16 protein-coding genes are annotated in these 19,236 nt (G+C 44.7%); 2 read left to right on the top strand and 14 right to left on the bottom strand.

What is annotated here, in order from left to right; all coding sequences use genetic code 11:
• Nucleotides 1-79: 79 nt before the first annotated feature.
• The gene (gene aqpZ / locus K08M4_RS04625) at nt 80-769 is read left to right on the top strand and encodes an aquaporin Z (protein WP_086049016.1); all 690 of its coding nucleotides are present in this window, start codon (nt 80-82) and stop codon (nt 767-769) included.
• Between the two features lie 95 nt (nt 770-864).
• Here aqpZ and recR read toward each other — a convergent pair whose 3' ends face one another.
• From recR to K08M4_RS22520, 7 genes are all read right to left on the bottom strand, one after another.
• On the bottom strand, nt 865-1,464 hold the full coding sequence (gene recR, locus K08M4_RS04620) for a recombination mediator RecR (protein ID WP_004734155.1): 600 nt from the start codon (nt 1,462-1,464) through the stop codon (nt 865-867).
• Between the two features lie 78 nt (nt 1,465-1,542).
• Nucleotides 1,543-1,872 carry a YbaB/EbfC family nucleoid-associated protein gene (locus K08M4_RS04615; protein WP_009848672.1) on the bottom strand — a complete coding sequence of 110 codons (330 nt, stop codon included), beginning with the start codon at nt 1,870-1,872 and terminating at the stop codon, nt 1,543-1,545.
• A 152-nt stretch (nt 1,873-2,024) separates the two neighbouring features.
• On the bottom strand, nt 2,025-4,295 hold the full coding sequence (gene dnaX, locus K08M4_RS04610; RefSeq protein WP_086049015.1) for a DNA polymerase III subunit gamma/tau: 2,271 nt from the start codon (nt 4,293-4,295) through the stop codon (nt 2,025-2,027).
• An 18-nt stretch (nt 4,296-4,313) separates the two neighbouring features.
• A complete protein-coding gene (gene apt, locus K08M4_RS04605; RefSeq protein WP_086049014.1) occupies nt 4,314-4,859 on the bottom strand; it encodes an adenine phosphoribosyltransferase in 546 nt (181 codons plus the stop codon).
• 161 nt (nt 4,860-5,020) lie between these two features.
• Nucleotides 5,021-5,392 (bottom strand): YbaN family protein, encoded by a 372-nt coding sequence (locus tag K08M4_RS04600; protein ID WP_086049013.1) that lies wholly within the window; start codon nt 5,390-5,392, stop codon nt 5,021-5,023.
• A 74-nt stretch (nt 5,393-5,466) separates the two neighbouring features.
• Complete coding sequence (locus tag K08M4_RS22065; protein WP_004734169.1) at nt 5,467-5,604, bottom strand: hypothetical protein; 138 nt, start codon at nt 5,602-5,604, stop codon at nt 5,467-5,469.
• A gap of 148 nt (nt 5,605-5,752) precedes the next feature.
• Nucleotides 5,753-6,856 (bottom strand): response regulator, encoded by a 1,104-nt coding sequence (locus K08M4_RS22520; protein WP_086049012.1) that lies wholly within the window; start codon nt 6,854-6,856, stop codon nt 5,753-5,755.
• Nucleotides 6,857-7,084: 228 nt separating this feature from the next.
• On the opposite strand from K08M4_RS22520, the gene K08M4_RS04585 reads away from it, so the two are divergent.
• Nucleotides 7,085-7,960 (top strand): LysR family transcriptional regulator, encoded by an 876-nt coding sequence (locus K08M4_RS04585; RefSeq protein ID WP_086049011.1) that lies wholly within the window; start codon nt 7,085-7,087, stop codon nt 7,958-7,960.
• 163 nt (nt 7,961-8,123) lie between these two features.
• On the opposite strand, the gene purF is transcribed toward K08M4_RS04585, so the two are convergent.
• The 7 genes from purF to K08M4_RS04545 all read right to left on the bottom strand — a co-directional run bounded on the left by purF (nt 8,124) and on the right by K08M4_RS04545 (nt 19,094).
• Entirely contained in the window at nt 8,124-9,638 is a 1,515-nt protein-coding gene (purF, locus tag K08M4_RS04580; RefSeq protein ID WP_086049010.1) for an amidophosphoribosyltransferase, read from the bottom strand.
• A gap of 33 nt (nt 9,639-9,671) precedes the next feature.
• Nucleotides 9,672-10,163, bottom strand: a complete 492-nt coding sequence (locus K08M4_RS04575) for a CvpA family protein (protein WP_009848678.1) — start codon at nt 10,161-10,163, stop codon at nt 9,672-9,674.
• Nucleotides 10,164-10,224: 61 nt separating this feature from the next.
• Entirely contained in the window at nt 10,225-10,800 is a 576-nt protein-coding gene (locus tag K08M4_RS04570; RefSeq protein WP_086049009.1) for an SPOR domain-containing protein, read from the bottom strand.
• Nucleotides 10,801-12,063: a bifunctional tetrahydrofolate synthase/dihydrofolate synthase gene (gene folC / locus K08M4_RS04565; RefSeq protein WP_086049008.1), complete on the bottom strand. Its 1,263-nt coding sequence runs from the start codon at nt 12,061-12,063 to the stop codon at nt 10,801-10,803.
• Between the two features lie 42 nt (nt 12,064-12,105).
• Nucleotides 12,106-13,032 carry an acetyl-CoA carboxylase, carboxyltransferase subunit beta gene (gene accD, locus K08M4_RS04560; protein ID WP_086049007.1) on the bottom strand — a complete coding sequence of 309 codons (927 nt, stop codon included), beginning with the start codon at nt 13,030-13,032 and terminating at the stop codon, nt 12,106-12,108.
• 175 nt (nt 13,033-13,207) lie between these two features.
• Nucleotides 13,208-14,002, bottom strand: coding sequence for a tRNA pseudouridine(38-40) synthase TruA (gene truA / locus K08M4_RS04550; RefSeq protein WP_086049005.1), 795 nt, complete (start codon nt 14,000-14,002; stop codon nt 13,208-13,210).
• A gap of 196 nt (nt 14,003-14,198) precedes the next feature.
• Nucleotides 14,199-19,094, bottom strand: coding sequence for a FimV/HubP family polar landmark protein (locus tag K08M4_RS04545; protein WP_086049004.1), 4,896 nt, complete (start codon nt 19,092-19,094; stop codon nt 14,199-14,201).
• Nucleotides 19,095-19,236: the final 142 nt, after the last annotated feature.

Raw genomic sequence — 19,236 nt, 5'->3', positions numbered from 1 at the left:
CTATATATGCCCAAGATTTCACAACTTTGATAGATCTAAACTATCTTATTGATACTGGTAAAGATTAATAAGGATCGTTATGAATAGGTATATCGCAGAAATGTTTGGTACGTTTTGGTTGGTGTTAGGTGGCTGTGGTAGTGCTGTCTTAGCCGCAGCTTTCCCCGATGTGGGAATTGGTCTACTCGGGGTTTCTCTCGCCTTCGGTTTAACCGTACTCACCATGGCTTTCGCTATTGGTCATATATCCGGTTGCCACCTTAATCCAGCGGTCACTATCGGACTTTGGAGCGGAGGCCGCTTTGATGCTAAAGATGTTGCGCCTTATATTATCGCTCAGGTGATTGGCGGTATTATCGCAGGTGGTGTGTTGTTTGTGATTGCTTCAGGCCAAGCTGGCTTTGACGCTGCGGCATCTGGCTTTGCTTCCAATGGTTACGGTGAACACTCACCGGGCGGTTACTCGCTCACTGCGGCTCTGGTCTGTGAAGTGGTCATGACCATGGTGTTCCTGTTCGTGATCATGGGTGCGACTGATTCGAAAGCACCGGCTGGGTTTGCACCTATCGCAATTGGGCTTTGCTTGACCTTGATTCACCTTATCAGTATTCCGGTGACTAACACTTCTGTGAACCCGGCTCGAAGTACCGGTGTGGCTGTGTTTGTCGGTGATTGGGCTGTTTCGCAATTATGGCTGTTCTGGATTGCACCGATTATTGGTGCCGTGATTGGGGCTGCGATTTACAAAGCCGTGCGCGGCTCTGATTAATCGTTTGAAAGGTTTTAGAATAGACACGTTCAAGAACAAAGCTTTATAACAAAAGAAGAAAAAGCCGCTTGGTGATGGTTCACCAAGCGGCTTTTTTAGATCTTATGACGACCGAGTAACGAGTGCGAAAGCGTGGTGCCATCCACCAGCTCTAGCTCACCACCTACAGGAACACCATGGGCGATACGACTAGCGTTCACTTCATGGGCATTACATAGCTCAGCAATGTAATGTGCTGTCGCTTCCCCTTCTACTGTCGGGTTAGTCGCTAAAATAACTTCAGTGATATCACCACGACGTAAGCGGTAATCCAAGACATCGAGACCGATGTCACTTGGACCAATACCATCAAGTGGTGAAAGGTGGCCCATCAACACAAAGTAACGACCGGAATATTGACCCGTTGCTTCAATAGCTGCAATGTCGGCTGGGCTTTCTACTACACAAATTTGACCGTTATCCTGACGTTTAGGATTGGTACAAATGTGGCAGGTCTCTTCTTCAGTAAAAGTACGGCACTCATTACAATGACCAATTTCTGTCATTGCTTGGCTAAGAGCTTCAGCCAACTGCAGGCCGCCTTTTCTATCGCGCTGTAACAAATGAAAGGCCATACGCTGTGCCGACTTGGGGCCAACCCCAGGTAGACAACGTAAGGCCTCCATCAAATGCTCCAGCATATGACTGGTACGCATAGTTAACCGTTCTAATTTTCAAGCAGTGGCCAGTTCAACACAAACCACTACTAGAATTAACCTTTAAGAATAAGTTACTTAGAAAGGCATCTTCATACCTGGTGGAAGTTGCATCCCACCAGTTACGCCAGCCATTTTCTCTTTTTGAGTCTCTTCAACACGACGAGCTGCATCGTTGAAAGCGGCTGCGATAAGATCTTCAAGCATCTCTTTATCGTCTTCCATTAGGCTTTCATCGATATCAACACGGCGAACGCTGTGGCTACCAGTGATCGTTACTTTTACAAGGCCAGCACCTGACTCACCTGTAACTTCCATATTAGCGATTTCTTCTTGAAGCTTTTGCATGCGTTCTTGCATTTGCTGGGCTTGCTTCATCATGTTGCCCATACCGCCTTTACCAAACATGTTATTACTCTCTGGTCTAATTGGTTTATTAAAATTAATTAAGCTATTCGTGCTTAAATGGGGGCTAAAACAGTGTGATTCAACCCCTCGATGTTCAGTTCTCAGATTTGCTTATCTGGGATGATACGCCGGTCACTAAACGTGAAAAAGTTCTAGATAGGACGAACGCTGTCTCTGTCGAGTTCTGCAGCAAAACGTCTTTCAATAAACTGTACGTTGGCATCGTTTTCCAAAGCGGTAAACGCGTCTTTCAACTTACCTTGATACAATCTTTCTCGTAGTTCTAGTGGCGTTTCTCCACCATCGCCGATTTCAACACTCAAATGACACTCTTCTCCAAGCACAGTATTGAGAGACTGCAATAGCTCACTCTGCGCACGATCCGTATTCAAGTGAGCTTGGCTCGCTCTTAACGTTAAAGTGATTGATGTGTCGTTTTTAGCAAACACTGAGTTCAATGCTAACTGCTCTACAAGCTTGGCTGTCTCTAGCTTTTGAATCATGGCGGACCATTCATCTTGAGCAATCGACTCTTGAAGCAATTTTTCGACCATTTCTGGTGTCTTAATATGCTCTAACGCACGCTTGATCTGAGTAGGTGTAAGCTCTTTGCTCACCTCTTTCACTACAGGTTTAGACGGTTTCCAGCGATAAGGTTCATTATCATTGGTTACCTTTTCTGCAGAAGAGGCGGATAAAGAAGCTGGCGACACCCGCTCAGAACCACCGTGTTGCTGAGCAACTCGATCAAGAACTGAAGTTTTAGCTGGTGTCGCTTTAGCCTTTTTTGGCGCCGAACCTTTGTTATCTGCTATCGTCCCGCCCCTACGTTGAGAACGCAATTGGTGGCGTAAACCACTCACTGGCGAAGTTGCGCGCGCTGGTTGCTCTTGCGAAACAGTAGGAGCAGAAGGTGCAGTACTTGGCTGTTGAACCGGACTCTGGCTCTGATAATTCGTTTGTTGCTGCTGAGGCTGCTCTGCACCGTAGCTTGGACGCTCATCATAAGCCGGTGGTGCATCATACTGGCTGTGCGGGTAATCCTGTTCTGGATAACCTTGGTTGCCTGAGTGATCAGCGTAACCTTGCGAATCTGAATATTGGCTCTGATTCTGCGGTGGTTGCTGTTGTACCGACTGTTGCGGTATAGCTTGCTGCTGAGGCGCCTGTTGTTGCATCGGAACGGGCTGTTGAACCTGTGTTGGCTGTCTCGGCTCTGGCGCAGGTTGATTCACAGGCTGAGCAACACTCAGAACCTGATTCTGATTCTGAGTAGCAGGAGCAGGAGCAGGCGCTGGGCTTGTCGACTGAGTCGAGATTGCCGTAGCAACAGTTTGCTCTGCAGGTCTGAATGCCAACATACGCAGAACCACCATCTCAATGCCAACACGAGCGGTTGGTGATAATGGTAAGTCTTGACGCCCTTTCAACACTATCTGGTAGTAGAGTTGGATGTCTTGAGGGCTTAACGCTTTGCTCAGCAGTTCTAGCCTTTCAGCATCAGGCTGGGCCTTGTCTAAAGTAGACGGCAGAGCTTGATACATCGCCAAACGGTGTAATTGAGTCGCAAGTTGACTCAGCAATCCATCCCACTCAACGCCATTTTCAGCAAGAGCTTGAATACAAGTCATCGCTTGCTGAGGCTGTTTACTGCTAATCGCTTCAAGTAGATGAATCGCTTGGTCTGTATCCAACGTTCCAAGCATATGAGCAACAGTGTCTGTCACTACATTGCCATTACCTAATGCGATAGCTTGGTCTGTTAGGCTAAGAGCGTCACGCATACTGCCATCAGCGGCATGAGCAATCATTCCAAGCGCACGAGATTCAGACGTCACATTTTCTTGTTCAAGAATATGATCGAGTTGCTCGTGGATATTATCAACGCTAATCGGCTTAAGATGGAATTGCAGACAACGCGACAATATAGTCACAGGAAGCTTTTGTGGATCCGTCGTTGCGAGCAAGAACTTCACATACTCAGGCGGCTCTTCTAAGGTCTTTAGAAGTGCGTTAAAGCTGTGCCTAGACAGCATGTGTACTTCATCGATTAGGTAAACCTTGAAGCGACCACGTGCAGGCTTGTACTGAACATTGTCCAGAAGCTCGCGGGTATCTTCTACCTTAGTACGTGAGGCAGCATCGATCTCGAGCAGGTCAACAAAACGACCTTCATCGATCTCTTTACAGGTTGCACACTCACCACAAGGGGTTGCAGTAATGCCTGTTTCACAGTTGAGACCCTTAGCAAACAAACGGCCGATGGTCGTTTTACCGACACCTCGAGTACCGCTGAATAGGTAAGCGTGATGCAACCTATTTTGGCTAAGGGCATTCTCTAATGCTGTTAAAACATGGGCTTGACCAACCACTTCTTTAAATTTGGTTGGTCGCCATTTTCGCGCTAACGCAAGATAGCTCATGAATAATTCCGAAAAGGATTAGTGACCGTCGAATTCGCAGATGCTAAACACTTCTAGACCTAAGCCTTGTAAGCGCTTGTCACCACCGATTTCTGGAAGGTTAATAACAAATGCAGCGTGTTCTACCACACCACCAAGCTGACGAATCAGCTTTGTTGTCGCTTCAATCGTACCGCCGGTTGCTAGCAAATCATCAACCATCAGCACTTTATCGCCTTCAACGATAGCATCGGTATGGATTTCTAGCGTATCAGTGCCGTACTCAAGCTCATAAGATTGTGCCAAAGTTTGACGAGGCAACTTGCCAGGTTTACGAACAGGGATGAAGCCGACACCTAGCTCAAGAGCAAGAGGTGCACCAAATAGGAAACCACGAGCTTCAGTACCAACGATCTTAGTAAAGCCCATGTCCTTATATGTGTCCACTAACAGGTCGATTGTCGCTTTGTAAGCGGTAGGATCTTCCATCAAGCTTGTTACGTCACGGAACAAAATACCCGCTTTAGGGTAATCAGGAATGCTTTTGATGCTTGCTTTGATCAGAGAGATTTTTTCTGTGTTCATAATCTTATGCACTTCATTAGGCCGCTTTCCAAACTCTCGTCAACGAATCAAACATCAACGCTCGGAATTAAGGAAAGGTACGATTGGTATTCATTGCAACGAGAGTCATAACTCGAATTGCTGAAATAATAAACGCCCGCTATACAAGCAGGCACACTGGCTTAATGGTAGTGATTTTCTTTGCTGTCAGCAACCAACTCATGGGTTGGAAGTCGCATAAACCATGTGAGAAGAATAACAAGTACACAAATTAGGAAAGCCTTGACCCAAATGATCGGGGCAAAGTAGATCGATAACGCAAAACTTAACAAAATAAAAAACACGCCACGCGTTTTAACTTGTTTGGTGACAGCGCCGTGTTGATACCAATTGTTCAATAAGGGACCGAGCTTTTTATGCTCATGCATCCATTTATGTACCTTGGGGTTGCTTCGCATGAAACATGCACTGGCAAGAAGGAGAAAAGGCGTAGTTGGCAGTACGGGTAAAGCTATCCCTAAAACTGCAAGAAATATACAAAGGCCACCAGCAATATTGAGGCTTAAAACTCGAACGCTAATTGTGGCCTCCTTGAGTTAGCTATCACCAATCGGCGACGATAGCTTAACTAAAATGTTGCGTAACCATTGAATACACGGATCAACGTAAGGGTTGCTGGTAATAATGGAATCGCCAAAAATGCGGCTAAAAATCCTAAAAAGTAGAATACATTAAACGGGTCTTGAAAGTCTTTGTTATCTGCCATGATTGCTTCTTGTTTTTGTTAGTAAAGGTAAGTATCTGGCGAACCAAACCCACTTTGCTAAATCGACATTTAACAAAAAAGGCATAGCCACACCATTTGCGCAACTATACCTTAATCAATTATTCACAAAAACCGAGGAAATATAGGGTTAATCAGTGGACCCTTGGTGTATGTCTAAACTAAAACTGGCCGACCCAAGCAGGCTCAACGAAAGCTGGCAGCCCTGTTCAATCGGTAGATCTCGTGTAATAAAGTTCTTCTTACAGTTCTCACCCAAGCGCTCTCCCGCAGCAATATGTTGATTAAATTCACCATTCGACCATTGCCCATCCAAACCCGCAGGCAAAATAGAGATGGTTCCCACAGCAAGGTCAGCAACACCAAACAAAGCATTCACTGGGGTTGAACATTTAGAACAACGAATCCCCTTCTCCAAAATCTCCGCAATATCTTTGAGATCAACGTTAAAATCTTTTCGATTTCTTATGTAATCGTGGAATAACGCTCTCACCAACAATGTAGCCGCTGAGCCACCGTTATCAGAAGATGACGAATCGACAAGGTAGAAAGCAAACTGCCCATTCATCATCCACGCATAATCAAACACAAGTGGCATCATCTCCGTTGACTGTAGTAAGCGGTAACTGCAACGCCATGAGCCTTGTCGTGTGTCTTTCTCAGGAAGCAGCGCGTGCAATAAATCTCTTGCAGCACTAGGGTTATCTTGCAGGTAATTTAGATGCCAATGCAGCTCTTGGTCTTCAGGGATCTCTCCCCCATCATCAACGCAGAACCATTGGCTCGAAAAATCTCGCAGGTCTGAGATGTTATCGAACGAATCTGTCAAAGTATTCGCAATCGCACTTCCTAAGTGACCGTGGTCCTCCAGAGGTTTAACTAAAAAGTCTTTGATACCAAATCGCAATGCTTTCGCCACATCAGACATATCATCCGTGCCAGACACAACGATCATAGGCAGAGACGGATACTCTAAACTGAGCTCTTCTACAAGTTCTATGCCATCCAGAATTGGCATTGATAAGTCACACACAATTAAATCTGGCGCTGAATCTCTAAGCTTTTGCAGAGCGTCCAGTCCATTTTCAGCCTCAACCACTTTATAACCAATCTTGTCTAAGTACGCGCTGGTTATCCGGCGAAAAATAGGATCATCATCAACCAACATAACGCACTTTTGATTGAGAACTTCCTGAGCCGAGGTCATAACTGGCTGACTGTGAGTTTTGTACATAATCTCTAACCTCACAAAACTAAGTCGAATTATTATTGTTATCTGTTCTAAGAACTAATATAAAACTTAGTAACAAATTGCTAAATACACAAATGCGCACTCTTTACTGGTAATTCGCGACAAGGGTTGGAATACTGGTAAATAGTGCAACGAGTTGACTTAACGCAAACATTGATCTCAGTATTACGTATAAATTAGCTGAGATTGTAAACAAATGTGTCTGGATTTATGAAATTAGATGATTTAAACCTCTTTCGACTCGTCGTTGAAAATGGGAGCTACACCGCAACATCGCGCAAGACAATGATTCCGGTTGCGACCATTACACGACGCATCCAAGCCTTAGAAGATTCACTAAACCTAAGGCTTCTCAATAGACACGCGCGTAAACTATCTTTAACAGAGGCAGGCGAACGTTTCTTCAACGAATGCTCTCCGTTACTGCAACGTCTCTCTTCAACTGCAGAAGAGCTGACTGACGAGTGCAAAGGGGCTTCAGGCAAGATTCGCATTACGGCACCTTCAAACCTGACCCAACGCATGATGATGCCGATGTTCAGCGACTTTATGACTCAATACCCAGATATCAATATTGAGTTGATGATGAACAACCAAACCGATCAGCTTGATCCGACCGAGTGGGACGTCATTTTCAGAGTTGGTCCTCAGCGTGATTCAAGCTTAATCGCAAGAAAGATCAGTGAAGTAAAAGATATTCTTATCGCAAGCCCTGACTACTTGGCGAAGCACCCTGCTCCAAGCCATGCTGAAGAGTTAGCAAACCACTCGCTACTCAAAGGCTACCCATTGATTAAGTGGCAGCTGAGTAATTCGAATGACGAGACGGTAGTAAATAGCGAACAGGGTCGATTCAACGCCAACGCACTCAATGTAGTAAAACAAGCCTGTGCTGAAGGCCTAGGTATTACTCTAATGCCTGACGTGATGATCCGTGAATACATAGAAGATGGCAGCTTTGTACAAGTCTTAGAAGATTGGAGCGCTAACCCTCGTGATATTTACATGCTTTATAATCACAAAGACCACCTGCCAGAGAAAGTTAGGCTGTTTATTGATTTTGTGATCGCGTATCACATTCATTAAGGTTAATCCTCTTCTCCGAAAACAAAAAAACCAGAGCCGATGCTCTGGTTTTTTTATTACTTAGGTCTTTATTACTCGCTATTGCTTCAACCCGCTAACAATGATGATTTATTATTAGCGAGAATGCTTTATTACTAACAAAACATGTATAACGAGTGAAAAGCTAAGCACCTTCGTTATGTAACTCTAAGTTAGCGAGGTCTTGTTGGATCTCGCGCTCAACTTTTGAATCGTCATTACGTAAAGAGTCTAGGAAATCTAGGTACGCTTGGTCGATATCGCCCGTTACATATTCGCCGTTAAATACGGATGTATCAAAACGAGAGATGTCTTGGTTACCCATACCTACTGCAGAAATCAGGTCTGGTAACGTTTGGAAAATCAACGCGTCTGCACCAATTTGCTTACAAATCGTTTCGTTATCACGACCATGAGCAATAAGCTCAGTTGCGCTTGGCATATCGATACCGTAAACGTTCGGGAAACGAACCTCAGGAGCAGCAGAAACCATGAAGACTTTGCTTGCGCCAGAATCACGAGCCATCTCAATGATCTGCTCTGATGTTGTGCCGCGAACGATAGAGTCATCAACCAATAGAACGTTCTTACCTTTAAACTCAGAACGGATTGCGTTGAGCTTACGGCGAACCGACTTCTTACGTTGTTGCTGACCAGGCATGATGAACGTGCGGCCAACATAACGGTTTTTCACAAAACCTTGACGATATGGCTTATCAATCGCTTGAGCTATTCGTAGCGCAATATCGTTCGACGTTTCAGGAATTGGAATAACCACGTCAATGTCTAAGTCTGCGTACTCTTCTTTAATACGCTTACCTAGCATCTCACCCATCTCAACGCGTGCGCTGTAAACCGAAATTTTATCGATGAATGAATCCGGGCGTGCAAAGTATACAAACTCAAAAATACATGGGTTTAATTGTGGGTTGTCTGCACATTGTTTAGTGAAAAGCTCACCTTCGAATGTTGCGTAGATAGCTTCACCTGGAGCAACATCGCGCATAAAATCAAAACCAACAGCGTCTAACGCTACTGACTCAGACGCAACCATGTACTCTGTTTTACCGTTAATTTCACGCTTACCAAGACACAATGGGCGAATACCATGTGGGTCACGGAATGCAATCATACCGTGGCCGATGATCATCGCTGTCACTGCGTAAGCACCACGAATAGTACGATGCACGTTTGCAACCGCGCGGAATACGTCTTCTGAAGTCACATTGCCTTTAACAGTATCGATCTCATGAGCCAATACGTTCAGTAGAACTTCAGAATCAGAAGTTGTGTTGACATGACGACGGTCTTTTTCGAACAACTTCTCACGAACTTCACTCGCATTCGTTAGGTTACCGTTGTGCGCCAACGTGATGCCAAATGGAGAGTTTACGTAGAAAGGTTGAGCTTCAGAAGCACTCGAACTTCCCGCTGTCGGATAACGAACATGACCAATACCCACGTTACCTTGGAGGCGTTGCATGTGTTTTGCTTCAAAAACATCTTTAACTAAACCGTTCGCCTTACGCAGACGGAAACGATTGCTTTCTATGGTACAAATACCAGCGGCATCTTGGCCACGATGCTGCAATACCGTTAAAGCGTCATAAATAGACTGGTTTACAGGTGTTGAACCCACGATTCCAACAATACCACACATGTCCTAATCCTCGATTTTCGACATTAACTGGCGCTAAAGCGCGCCAGATAAGAAACTAGATGTTGCTTGTAAATGCTCGAAGAACGGCGCAATGATTCGACTAAATTCCGGAACCAATTGCGAATTCTTCCACCACTCAGAACTTGGGAATGCAGTAAACGCATCCATGAAAAACAACACTGCAGAAACAATCAAAACACCACGTAAGCCGCCAAAGACGACACCGAGGATTCTGTCTGTACCCGACAGGCCTGTTTTCTGAACTAGCTGACCGATGACATAGTTAACTAAGGCACCAACAACTAACGTTGCAACAAACAATGCTGCAATCGCCGTTCCGTTTCGAAACATCTCATCTTCGATATTGGTGAAGTACATAGCTAATTTAGCGTAGTACTGGCTAGCAATAAAAAATGCTCCAAACCAAATAACAAGTGACAAGGCTTCTTTAGCGAAACCGCGAACTAAACTGATCACGGCAGAGAAGCCGATCACGCCTAAAATGACAAAATCTAACCAATTCATGAATTCTTCATCTTAAGTTGGCGCGCATTTTAACAGAAAAAATGCTGACGCAAACGTTTTCTTATGGATTTAACGGTTTAAACTTGAGCAATTGGCCTTTTGAACCCGTAATTTTTTCTAATTCCTTAATTTGTCGCTCAAGTTTGGATTTAGAAACATCCGGGCCAATAATTACTCGCGTAAACGTTTTTTCTTGCTTGGTATGAGCCTGATAACCACGCTTCTGTAAATCCTTAACAACGTTTTTTGCGTTGTCAGCATTCTTTAAAGCCATCAATTGAATAATCCAAGCACTGTCTTGGTATTCATTTTTTTCGGGTACCGGCTTAACCACCACTGCCACTTTATCCGCTTCTTTGTTACTGGAAGCCGACGCAGTTTGCGTGTTTGAATTATCAGTGGGACCACTTTCAACCACCTGCTCAACCGGAGAATCCGGCAATGCAATCTGATCTTCAACAGGGTCTAGTACTTCAAACACTTCAACATTACTATCAAGCTCAGGCTTAATCGGAATGCTTGCAAACTCTTCTTTATAGTGGAGCTTCTTACCATCCAGCACATCAGGCAATACAATCACGCCAATGGCCACTAAAATGATGGTGCCGACTAATCGGCTTTGGAATTTACTTGCCATTTAGTTTCCTTTTTTCTGCCAATGCTCCAACACTTCACCCACGGTATGGAAAGAACCGACAACCAACACAACATCGTCACCTTTAACAGAAGTTAAAGCCGCTTCAAACGCTATTACAGGGTTTGAATACTGCTCTACGCCTTGAGGTAAGCTTTGACACAATTCAGCGGCTGTTGCGGCTCGTGGGCCGTTCAGCGAAGCTGGGTACCAATGTGTTGTTATTGGTGCTAATACTTCCAATGTCGCGGGGATATCTTTGTCATGAAGCATGGCGACTACAACGTGTAAATTTTTGCCTGCATACTTCTTCGCGACTTGCTGCGCAAAGTACTCAGCAGAATGCGGGTTATGTGCCACATCAAGCACAATCACGGGTTGTTCGCTAATTTGCTGCATACGCCCAGGAAGCTGCGCATTCTTCATGCCGTTAACAACGTTCACATCACTAATGCTTAGATCTGAAGTGCCTAATGCCATCAATGCAGTTGCTGCGTTCGGCAGTGGTAAGCTTGGAATAGGTAGCGATTCTAATTGGAATGCACCGCTGCGCCAGTTCCAAGTATCGCCGTCTACATCATAAGTGTATTGAATACCTACTTGATAGAACTCAGCCTTAATATCGTCAGCGTGTGCCGCAACTGTAGCCGGTGGTTTAGGTTGACCACAGATAGCCGGTTTACCGCTACGATAAATGCCCGCTTTCTCAAAACCGATCACATTAATGTCATCACCTAGCCAGTCAACATGGTCGACAGCCAAACTGGTAATCACAGAAACATCATGCTCAACGATATTCGTCGCATCTAGGCGTCCACCTAGACCCACTTCTAATAACACAACATCAACCGCTTCAGTTTGAAAAGCACGTAACGCCGCTAAAGTCCCATATTCGAAAAAGCTAAGGCTGATCTCGCCACGCTCTTTCTCAATGAAATTGAAAGACTGAACCATCTTTTCATCGGATAGATCTTGTCCGTTAATACGAACACGTTCGTTATAGCGAATTAAGTGAGGAGAACTGTAGACACCAACTGAGTAACCTGCATCCAACAGAATAGCTTCCATTAGTGCACACGTTGAGCCTTTGCCATTAGTTCCGGCAACAGTAATAACGTGTTGAGCAGGTTTGGTGAGGTTTGCCTTAGAGGCGACGGCCTGAACTCGGTCTAATCCAAGATCAATAGCGCTTGTGTGGATGTTTGATAAATAATCAAGCCACATCTCCAAAGAGGATGTGGCTTGAGGAATAGGTTGTTGACTCATCTAACTCATAACCATGATTAAGTAGGTTTGTTAGAAGGTACTTTACCCTTTTTCTGGCGCTTCTGGTACTTCATAAGTAGCTTCATTCGGTGAATCGTTCACAGAAACTACTAATGGTGAAGGCTGGTTGGTCATTTTAGCAACAAGGCTTGCAACGCGCTGACGCATCTCACGACGGTCAACGATCATGTCGATAGCGCCGTGGTCTAGTAGGAACTCACTGCGTTGGAAACCTTCAGGAAGGTCTTCACGTACCGTTTGTTCGATTACACGACGTCCAGCAAAACCGATAAGCGCTTTTGGTTCGCCGATGTTGATATCACCAAGCATTGCCAAACTTGCAGAAACACCACCCATTGTTGGGTCAGTCATAACTGAAACAAACGGTAGGCCTTTCGCAGATAAACGCTCTAGAGCAGCACTGGTTTTTGCCATTTGCATGAGAGACATCAATGCCTCTTGCATACGAGCACCACCACTTGCCGAGAAACAAACTAAACCGCAGTTGTTCTCAATAGCCGCATCTACCGCTTTCACAAAACGAGCACCTACAACAGAACCCATTGAGCCGCCCATGAATGAAAATTCAAACGCACACGCTACGATAGGTAAACCAAGCAGTTCGCCTTTCATTGCAACTAATGCATCGGTTTCACCACTGTTCTTCTGAGCAGTAGAGATACGTTCTTTGTAACGCTTAGAATCTTTAAACTTCAGTTTGTCTTGTGGCTCAAGATCCGTACCTAGTTCAACACGCTCGCCTTTGTCTAGGAATGTATCCAGACGACGGCGCGCTTTCATACGCATGTGATGGTCACATTTCGGACACACTTCTAGGTTACGCTCTAGCTCAGCATGGTAAAGAACCTGCTCACAAGAAGTACACTTAGTCCAAACACCCTCAGGGATAGACACTTTACGAGATGTTACGATGTTGCTTTTTTCTAAAATCTTTTCAAGCCAACTCATGGAAGACCTTTTTGTTTCGATTCCTCCGCTTGATTGCGAAAGAAATAAATTTGGGAATTATGCAGGGAATTAAACCACATAAAACAACGACTGTAGATAAAAAACTGGTTGTACCTATTTTCTGTGACTATTTTACGCACGAAACCGTAATAGTTTTTGAACCTAAGTCTCACATTTAGTTCAAATTATCGGGCAGAAATAGAGGACCAATAGGCTCTCTTGGTAATTCAAAATGTTCAGGATAATCAACATCTACCAGATACAAGCCTTCCGCTTTGGCGGTTGCGCCAGCCACTTTTCGATCTTTAGACTCTAAAAGCCACTGGATCCACTCTGGTTTTTGCTCACCTTTACCTACTGCAATTAGGCTACCCGTAATATTCCTCACCATATGGTGAACAAACGCATTCGCTTTAATATCGATCACTATGTAGTGTCCATGACGAGTCACGTTTAAGTGAATCATATTTCTCCATGGGCTACGAGATTGACAATGTGTAGCCCTGAACGAAGTAAAGTCATTCTCACCAAGTAAGTACTGACCCGCCTCATGCATCTTTTTCTCATCAAGGTGACCATGGTAATGGCTCACACCTGAATTCAAGATGCCAGGACGTAGTGCATGGTTAAAGATAATATAGCGATAACGGCGTGCTGTTGCAGAAAAGCGAGCATGGAAATCCTCATTCACTTCTGTTGCCCAACGAACGGCAATATCTTTTGGCATGTTGGCATTTGCGCCCATTGTCCATGCCACCATTTTACGATCAACATTAGTTTCAAAGTGAACGACTTGTCCCGTACCGTGAACACCGGCATCTGTGCGACCAGCACACATAACTTCTACAGGGTGATTCGCGACAACTGAAAGAGCCTTTTCCAATTCTTCTTGGACACTTTTCACGTCTCGTTGGCGCTGCCAACCAAAGTAGTGGGTACCGTTATATTCAATACCTAAAGCAATTTTCATGTTCTTGTTCTCTTTGAAAATGGGCAAGAAGTATATACGGAAATGCGTATTAGCCCAAATAGGAAGGGGCTAAAACTGTAATAAACAATCACTACCACCCTAGACTATGATTTAAAAAACGAAATAAAACAGTGGCTCTTGGGTGCGCCCAAAAAAATAAAGGGTAGCCAACGCTACCCTTTATAATTTTTTGAATTTATCGACCGTTTAACGTATCGATAAGATTCTTTGCCTCTCGACGAATATCATCACTGCCGTCAACGATAGCCTCTTCTAGAAGCTTAATTGCACCTTGTGAGTCACTCATCTCAATGTATATTTTAGCCAAATCGAGCTTACCAGCGGCTTCTGCGTTGCTGTCGACATCGTAATTACCAATGTCACCGATAACGTCTGGGAATTCATTTAGGCCAACATCTAGCTTCAACTCTTCGTCATCTGGATTAATCGCGTCTTCGCCTTCTTGCTCAACTTGAGCCATCAACTCATCAATCGTCATGTATTGCTTATCACGACCGTTGTCTGACTCTGTTAGATTCTCTTGTTGACCCCAATTCTCTTGTTTGATTTTCGGTTCTGCTTGCTGCTCTGCTGAAGCCCAAATCGCCTGTTGATCATCAGGCACATCATTATGCATGCTCGATTGCTGTTCGGGATCTAGGTTGAAGCCTTTCCAGTCTTCGCCGCCGACTTCAAGCATGGCGTCAATATCGAGCCCTGCACTATCAATCGATGTAGCATCCAGTGGCTTGTCGAACATGCTGTCGACAGAGTCTTGAACATCTTCAGAAAGTAATTCAGCTAATGCTGTCTCATCAAAATCCTCAAAACCTTCTAACAGATCGTCTTGAACTGTTGTAGGCACTGAGCTTAAGTCAGAAGGTCCTGGACTTAATTCTGATCGTGCTGAGTTTAATCCTGACGTCGAATCGGGTGATTCGTCAGGTTGTGTGAAACTAGCCAAATCAGACTCTTCTGCATCTGAGAAGCCTTCTGCGTCTGAGAAATCTTCTGTATCCGAGAAGTCATCACCATGACTAAAACTCTGCGGGTTTGAAAATAAATCATGCAGCGCATCTTGCTCTTCACCCTGTGGGCTGAAAGAAGTCAGTGGCGTTGGTTTCTCAGCAAACGCATCAGAGATAGCTTCGTCTTCACCGTATTCCGGCAAATCAAACTCATCGAGCTCTACGCCTTGCTCTTCCGCTACAGGCTCAGCACTGCTTTGTTCGATGTCATCTAAGACTGAATCCGCTTTTGCGCTCTCTTCATCGTATTCAGGCAGGTCAAGGTCATCGAACTCAAACTTTTCGGACTCTGGAGCAAGATCTTGCTCTAACTGCGCTTCATCCGGTTCGCTAACCGCTTCCGCTAACGCATCTTCTTCACCAAACTCTGGAAGATCAAAATCATCAATCGAAAACTCGTCTTCGCCTTCTTGTCCTAGAACTTCAGCTTGTCCCTTAGCTTCAACTTGCGGTGCCGATTCTGCTTGAGGTTCAGCGTCTAGTTGAGAATCAACAGTAGGAGCAACTGGTTCTGGTATTACTTCAACATCAGCTTCTGCGTTGGCTTCCACCAACGCATCTTCTTCACCAAACTCTGGAAGCTCAAAATCATCAATCGAGAACTCGTCTTCGCTGTCTTGCTCTACCGCTTCAGCTTGTTCCGTTGCTTCTACTTGAGGTTCGGTTTCAACTTGTTGTGCAGCTTCAACTTGCGGTTCATGGTCTAACTGAGGTTCAGTATCTAACTGAGACTCAACAGCAGGAACCACCGGCTCTTCCGCTACTTCATCAACTTGTGCCAATGTTTCTTGTTGGGCAGTCTCGTCTTCAATCAGCCAGTCATCGTCTTCTGGCACGCCAAATTCATTTGGAACGATCTCTGGCATATGTGCAGCACGAACTGGCTCTGGCTCTGGCTCTGGCTCTGGCTCTGGCTCTGGCTCTGGCTCTGGCTCTGGCTCTGGCTCTGGCTCTGGCTCTGGCTCTGGCTCTGGCTCTGGCAGGGATTCAACCACATCGTCGAGTTGGTCACTACCTTGAATTTTAGGTTCGAAGTCAAAATCAGAGTCAATGTTCGCTGGAGATTCTACATCATCGATAGCTTCTGCTAACCAGTCTTCAACCGTCTCTTCATCATCTTCAGAGATATCATTTAAAGACGATGGCGAAGCTTGCTCTTCAGCTTCTTCTTGAACCTGCTCATCATAAGTTGGCGCTTCAAAGTCAGGGTTCTCAGAGAGCAATGAGTCGATATCCAGATCATCTTCTTCAACCGATGGTACTATTTCTTCCTCTGATACTAGTTCTTCCGCTGATACTTCGTTGCTGTCTGAAAGAGACGCTTGCTCTGGTTCAACCGTTTTTTCAATTGATGATTCAACAGGCTCTTCTGTCGTTGGCAACAAATCATTGCCATCAGAAGTCATTAACTCATCAATCAACGCTTCGTCTGTTGTTTCTAGCGAGTCATCAAGCAAAGCATCCGTTGCTGGTGCGACACCGAACAAATCATCGATAAAGTCATCACGATTAAAGGCTTCATCATTTTCTGGCTTAACGTCAGCACTGTCTTGAATCAGTTCCGAATCTAACGATTCATCAGTGACGACTTCAGGTTGTGGAGTTTCACTAATGTCCAACGCTTGCTCAGGCTCAACTTCAGGTGTTTCTGAGGTTAACGGAGTAAGCTCAACGTCTGAGTCCTTTTCAGACTCATCGTTGGCGTTGTCAAAACCAAAGGCTTCGTCTAACTCTTTATCAAACGCCTTCTCTTCAGGTTCAAGCTCGTCTTCAATGCCACTTGTTAGTAGATCATCAAATGGATCTAAAGATTCTGAATCTTGTTCATCGGTTTCATTTACTGATAGATCATTACCTAGCAGTTCATCTAACGTCTCATCACCTTCGACGGTAAGTTGAGCACCATTGGCGTCATCGTCTAGAAAATCATCTAGTAGATCTGTGCTCTCGGCATCGAGTTCAAAGTCATCATCAGAATCATCAATCAACTCATCCAAGGTTTCAGTACTATCTTCCGAAATATCTAGCTCATCATCGGTCGACAAACCTGAAAGTTCTTCGAGTTCCGATAATGAGTCAAAACCTAGAGGATCACTCTCAGAGTCATCATCCGATTCATCTTTCAACATATCGTCTAGAAGATCGGTTGAATTACTGAGATCAACATCGTCCCCTGCCAATTGCTCATCGAGCAGATCGACACTGCCTTGAGTTTCTTCACTTTCGGCTGGCAGATCAAACTGGGAAAGGATGTTATCGATATCATCATCAGACGCCAAAGCGCTGTTTAGATTCTCGGCAACCTCATCATTATCGAGACTTAGAGGCTCGTTAACTTGATCGTTCTGAGCTGCAACCTGAGCGAAGATGTCATCAATATCATCTTCTACACTAGGAGCCGAAGGTTGTGACGTCTGCTGCTCTGAGATCAACGAATCGATATCAAACTCATCGTTGCTCACATCCGCATGCGTAGTATCGCTCTGTTGCTCAGAGATAAGCGCATCAATGTCAAAATCATCGGTTGCTGATGTGTCGGTATTTGAAATCGAATCACTTTGCTCTTCTGAGATTAAAGCATCAATATCGAAGCTGTCATCATCTTCATCATCAAGCGCAAATAGATCGTCTAATAGAGATTGGTCTAGTTCGTTAGAGCCTAGATCTTCAGTCTCAGACTCCTGTGATAGTAGCGATTCAATATCTTCATTCGACATTGAGTTATCATCTGAAAGATCAAAGTCGGCCTCATCAGAATCGAGTTCGCTTCCTGATGTTTTATCAAGTGCGCGCTCCATCTCTTCAAGACCAAGCGCCTTGTCATCGCCATTAACACTAATGCCGTTGCTGCTGTCTAGCTCCAGATCATCGAAGTTAGTGTCTAAATCACCATTTTCGCCAATACTCGCAAATGGGTCATCATCGTCATCATCGAGATTAAAATCGAGATCAGAATCATCTAAACCTGCAAATACATCTTCTTCAGGCGATGCTTGGTCATCAAACAACTTGTCGGTATCATCTTCACTGCCAAATTGTTCATCGTCTAAAGACAACTCATTATCAAAGTCGTCCATCTCGTCGCCTAAAGCGATAGGCGCGACGCTACTTGCATCTGATTGAGTTGATTGGTCTTGTGTTTGCTGCTCATTATTTTTAGAGCGACGCCCCAACAAGATCACTATGATAAGGCCAAGTAGAAGACCAGGAATAACCGCCAGAGCCGTAACTAACCAACCATTTGATAACAATTGGTCCATGGCACTTGGGGCCATTTTTGCAATCTCGGCATTCTTTCTACGTTCTTCATCAAGCAGCTTTTCCACTTCGCTACGAATGCGATCTTCATCACTAAGCTCTGTTTTTAGCTCGTCTACTTCCAATTGAACATTCGACAGCATCAAACGAAGTTGATGGTTTTTCTCTTCAAGTGACAATAGCTCAGTTTCTGAAAGCTCAAGCTGTTTCTCTAACTTGTTCATCTCTTGAGTAGGAGCTGATTGAGCTAGAGAAGGCGACAATGACTTTTTAGCTGGAGTAACTTGCTTTGCAGGAGCAACCTTGTTTGAGCTTGCATCAGGGCGGCTTGACGCTTGCGCTGTTTTTGGCTTTGACGCTGCGGGTTTAGTCACAGGAGCATCTAGCTTAGCAAGGTGCGCATTCATGATATTAACGGCTTGCTGCGTCGAACTTGCTCGTGCTTGCTCTAAAGAAGGCACACGTAAATTACTGGCAGGCAGCAAGCTGTGGATATTCTGGTTTTCAAACGCTTGTGGATTTAGACGATAAATAGCCAACAAGGTTTGCTGAACTGAAACGGAATTATCAGGGCGTAACCTTGAGGCAATTGACCACAATGTTTCCGATCCCAGAGTTGGGCCGTAAAAACGAGAGGGCCCAGCACGATTCAATTGCGCTCTTTGAAGAGGTTCGGAAAACGTAGGCGCTGATTGTATCTGGCCATTAGGCCCTACAACTCGAATGGAATCTGCACGAACAACGGAAATCTGAGTCGCAATGATAACGGCAAAAGGCATTAACCACGGCTTGAAAATTTGAAACATAAAAGGCTCAGCTAGGTGCTTAAATTCGAATAAATTGATGAACTGTTAAATATATCGGATAAACGACGTAAAGCTATAGAGATGAAAACAAAAAATGTGTTGCAGCGACAATATTCGCAGCAATTTCACACAATTTGACTAA

It is taken from the genome of Vibrio syngnathi (assembly GCF_002119525.1).
Taxonomy (GTDB): Bacteria; Pseudomonadota; Gammaproteobacteria; order Enterobacterales; family Vibrionaceae; genus Vibrio; species Vibrio syngnathi.
This window is presented reverse-complemented; position numbering and strand designations above follow the sequence as displayed.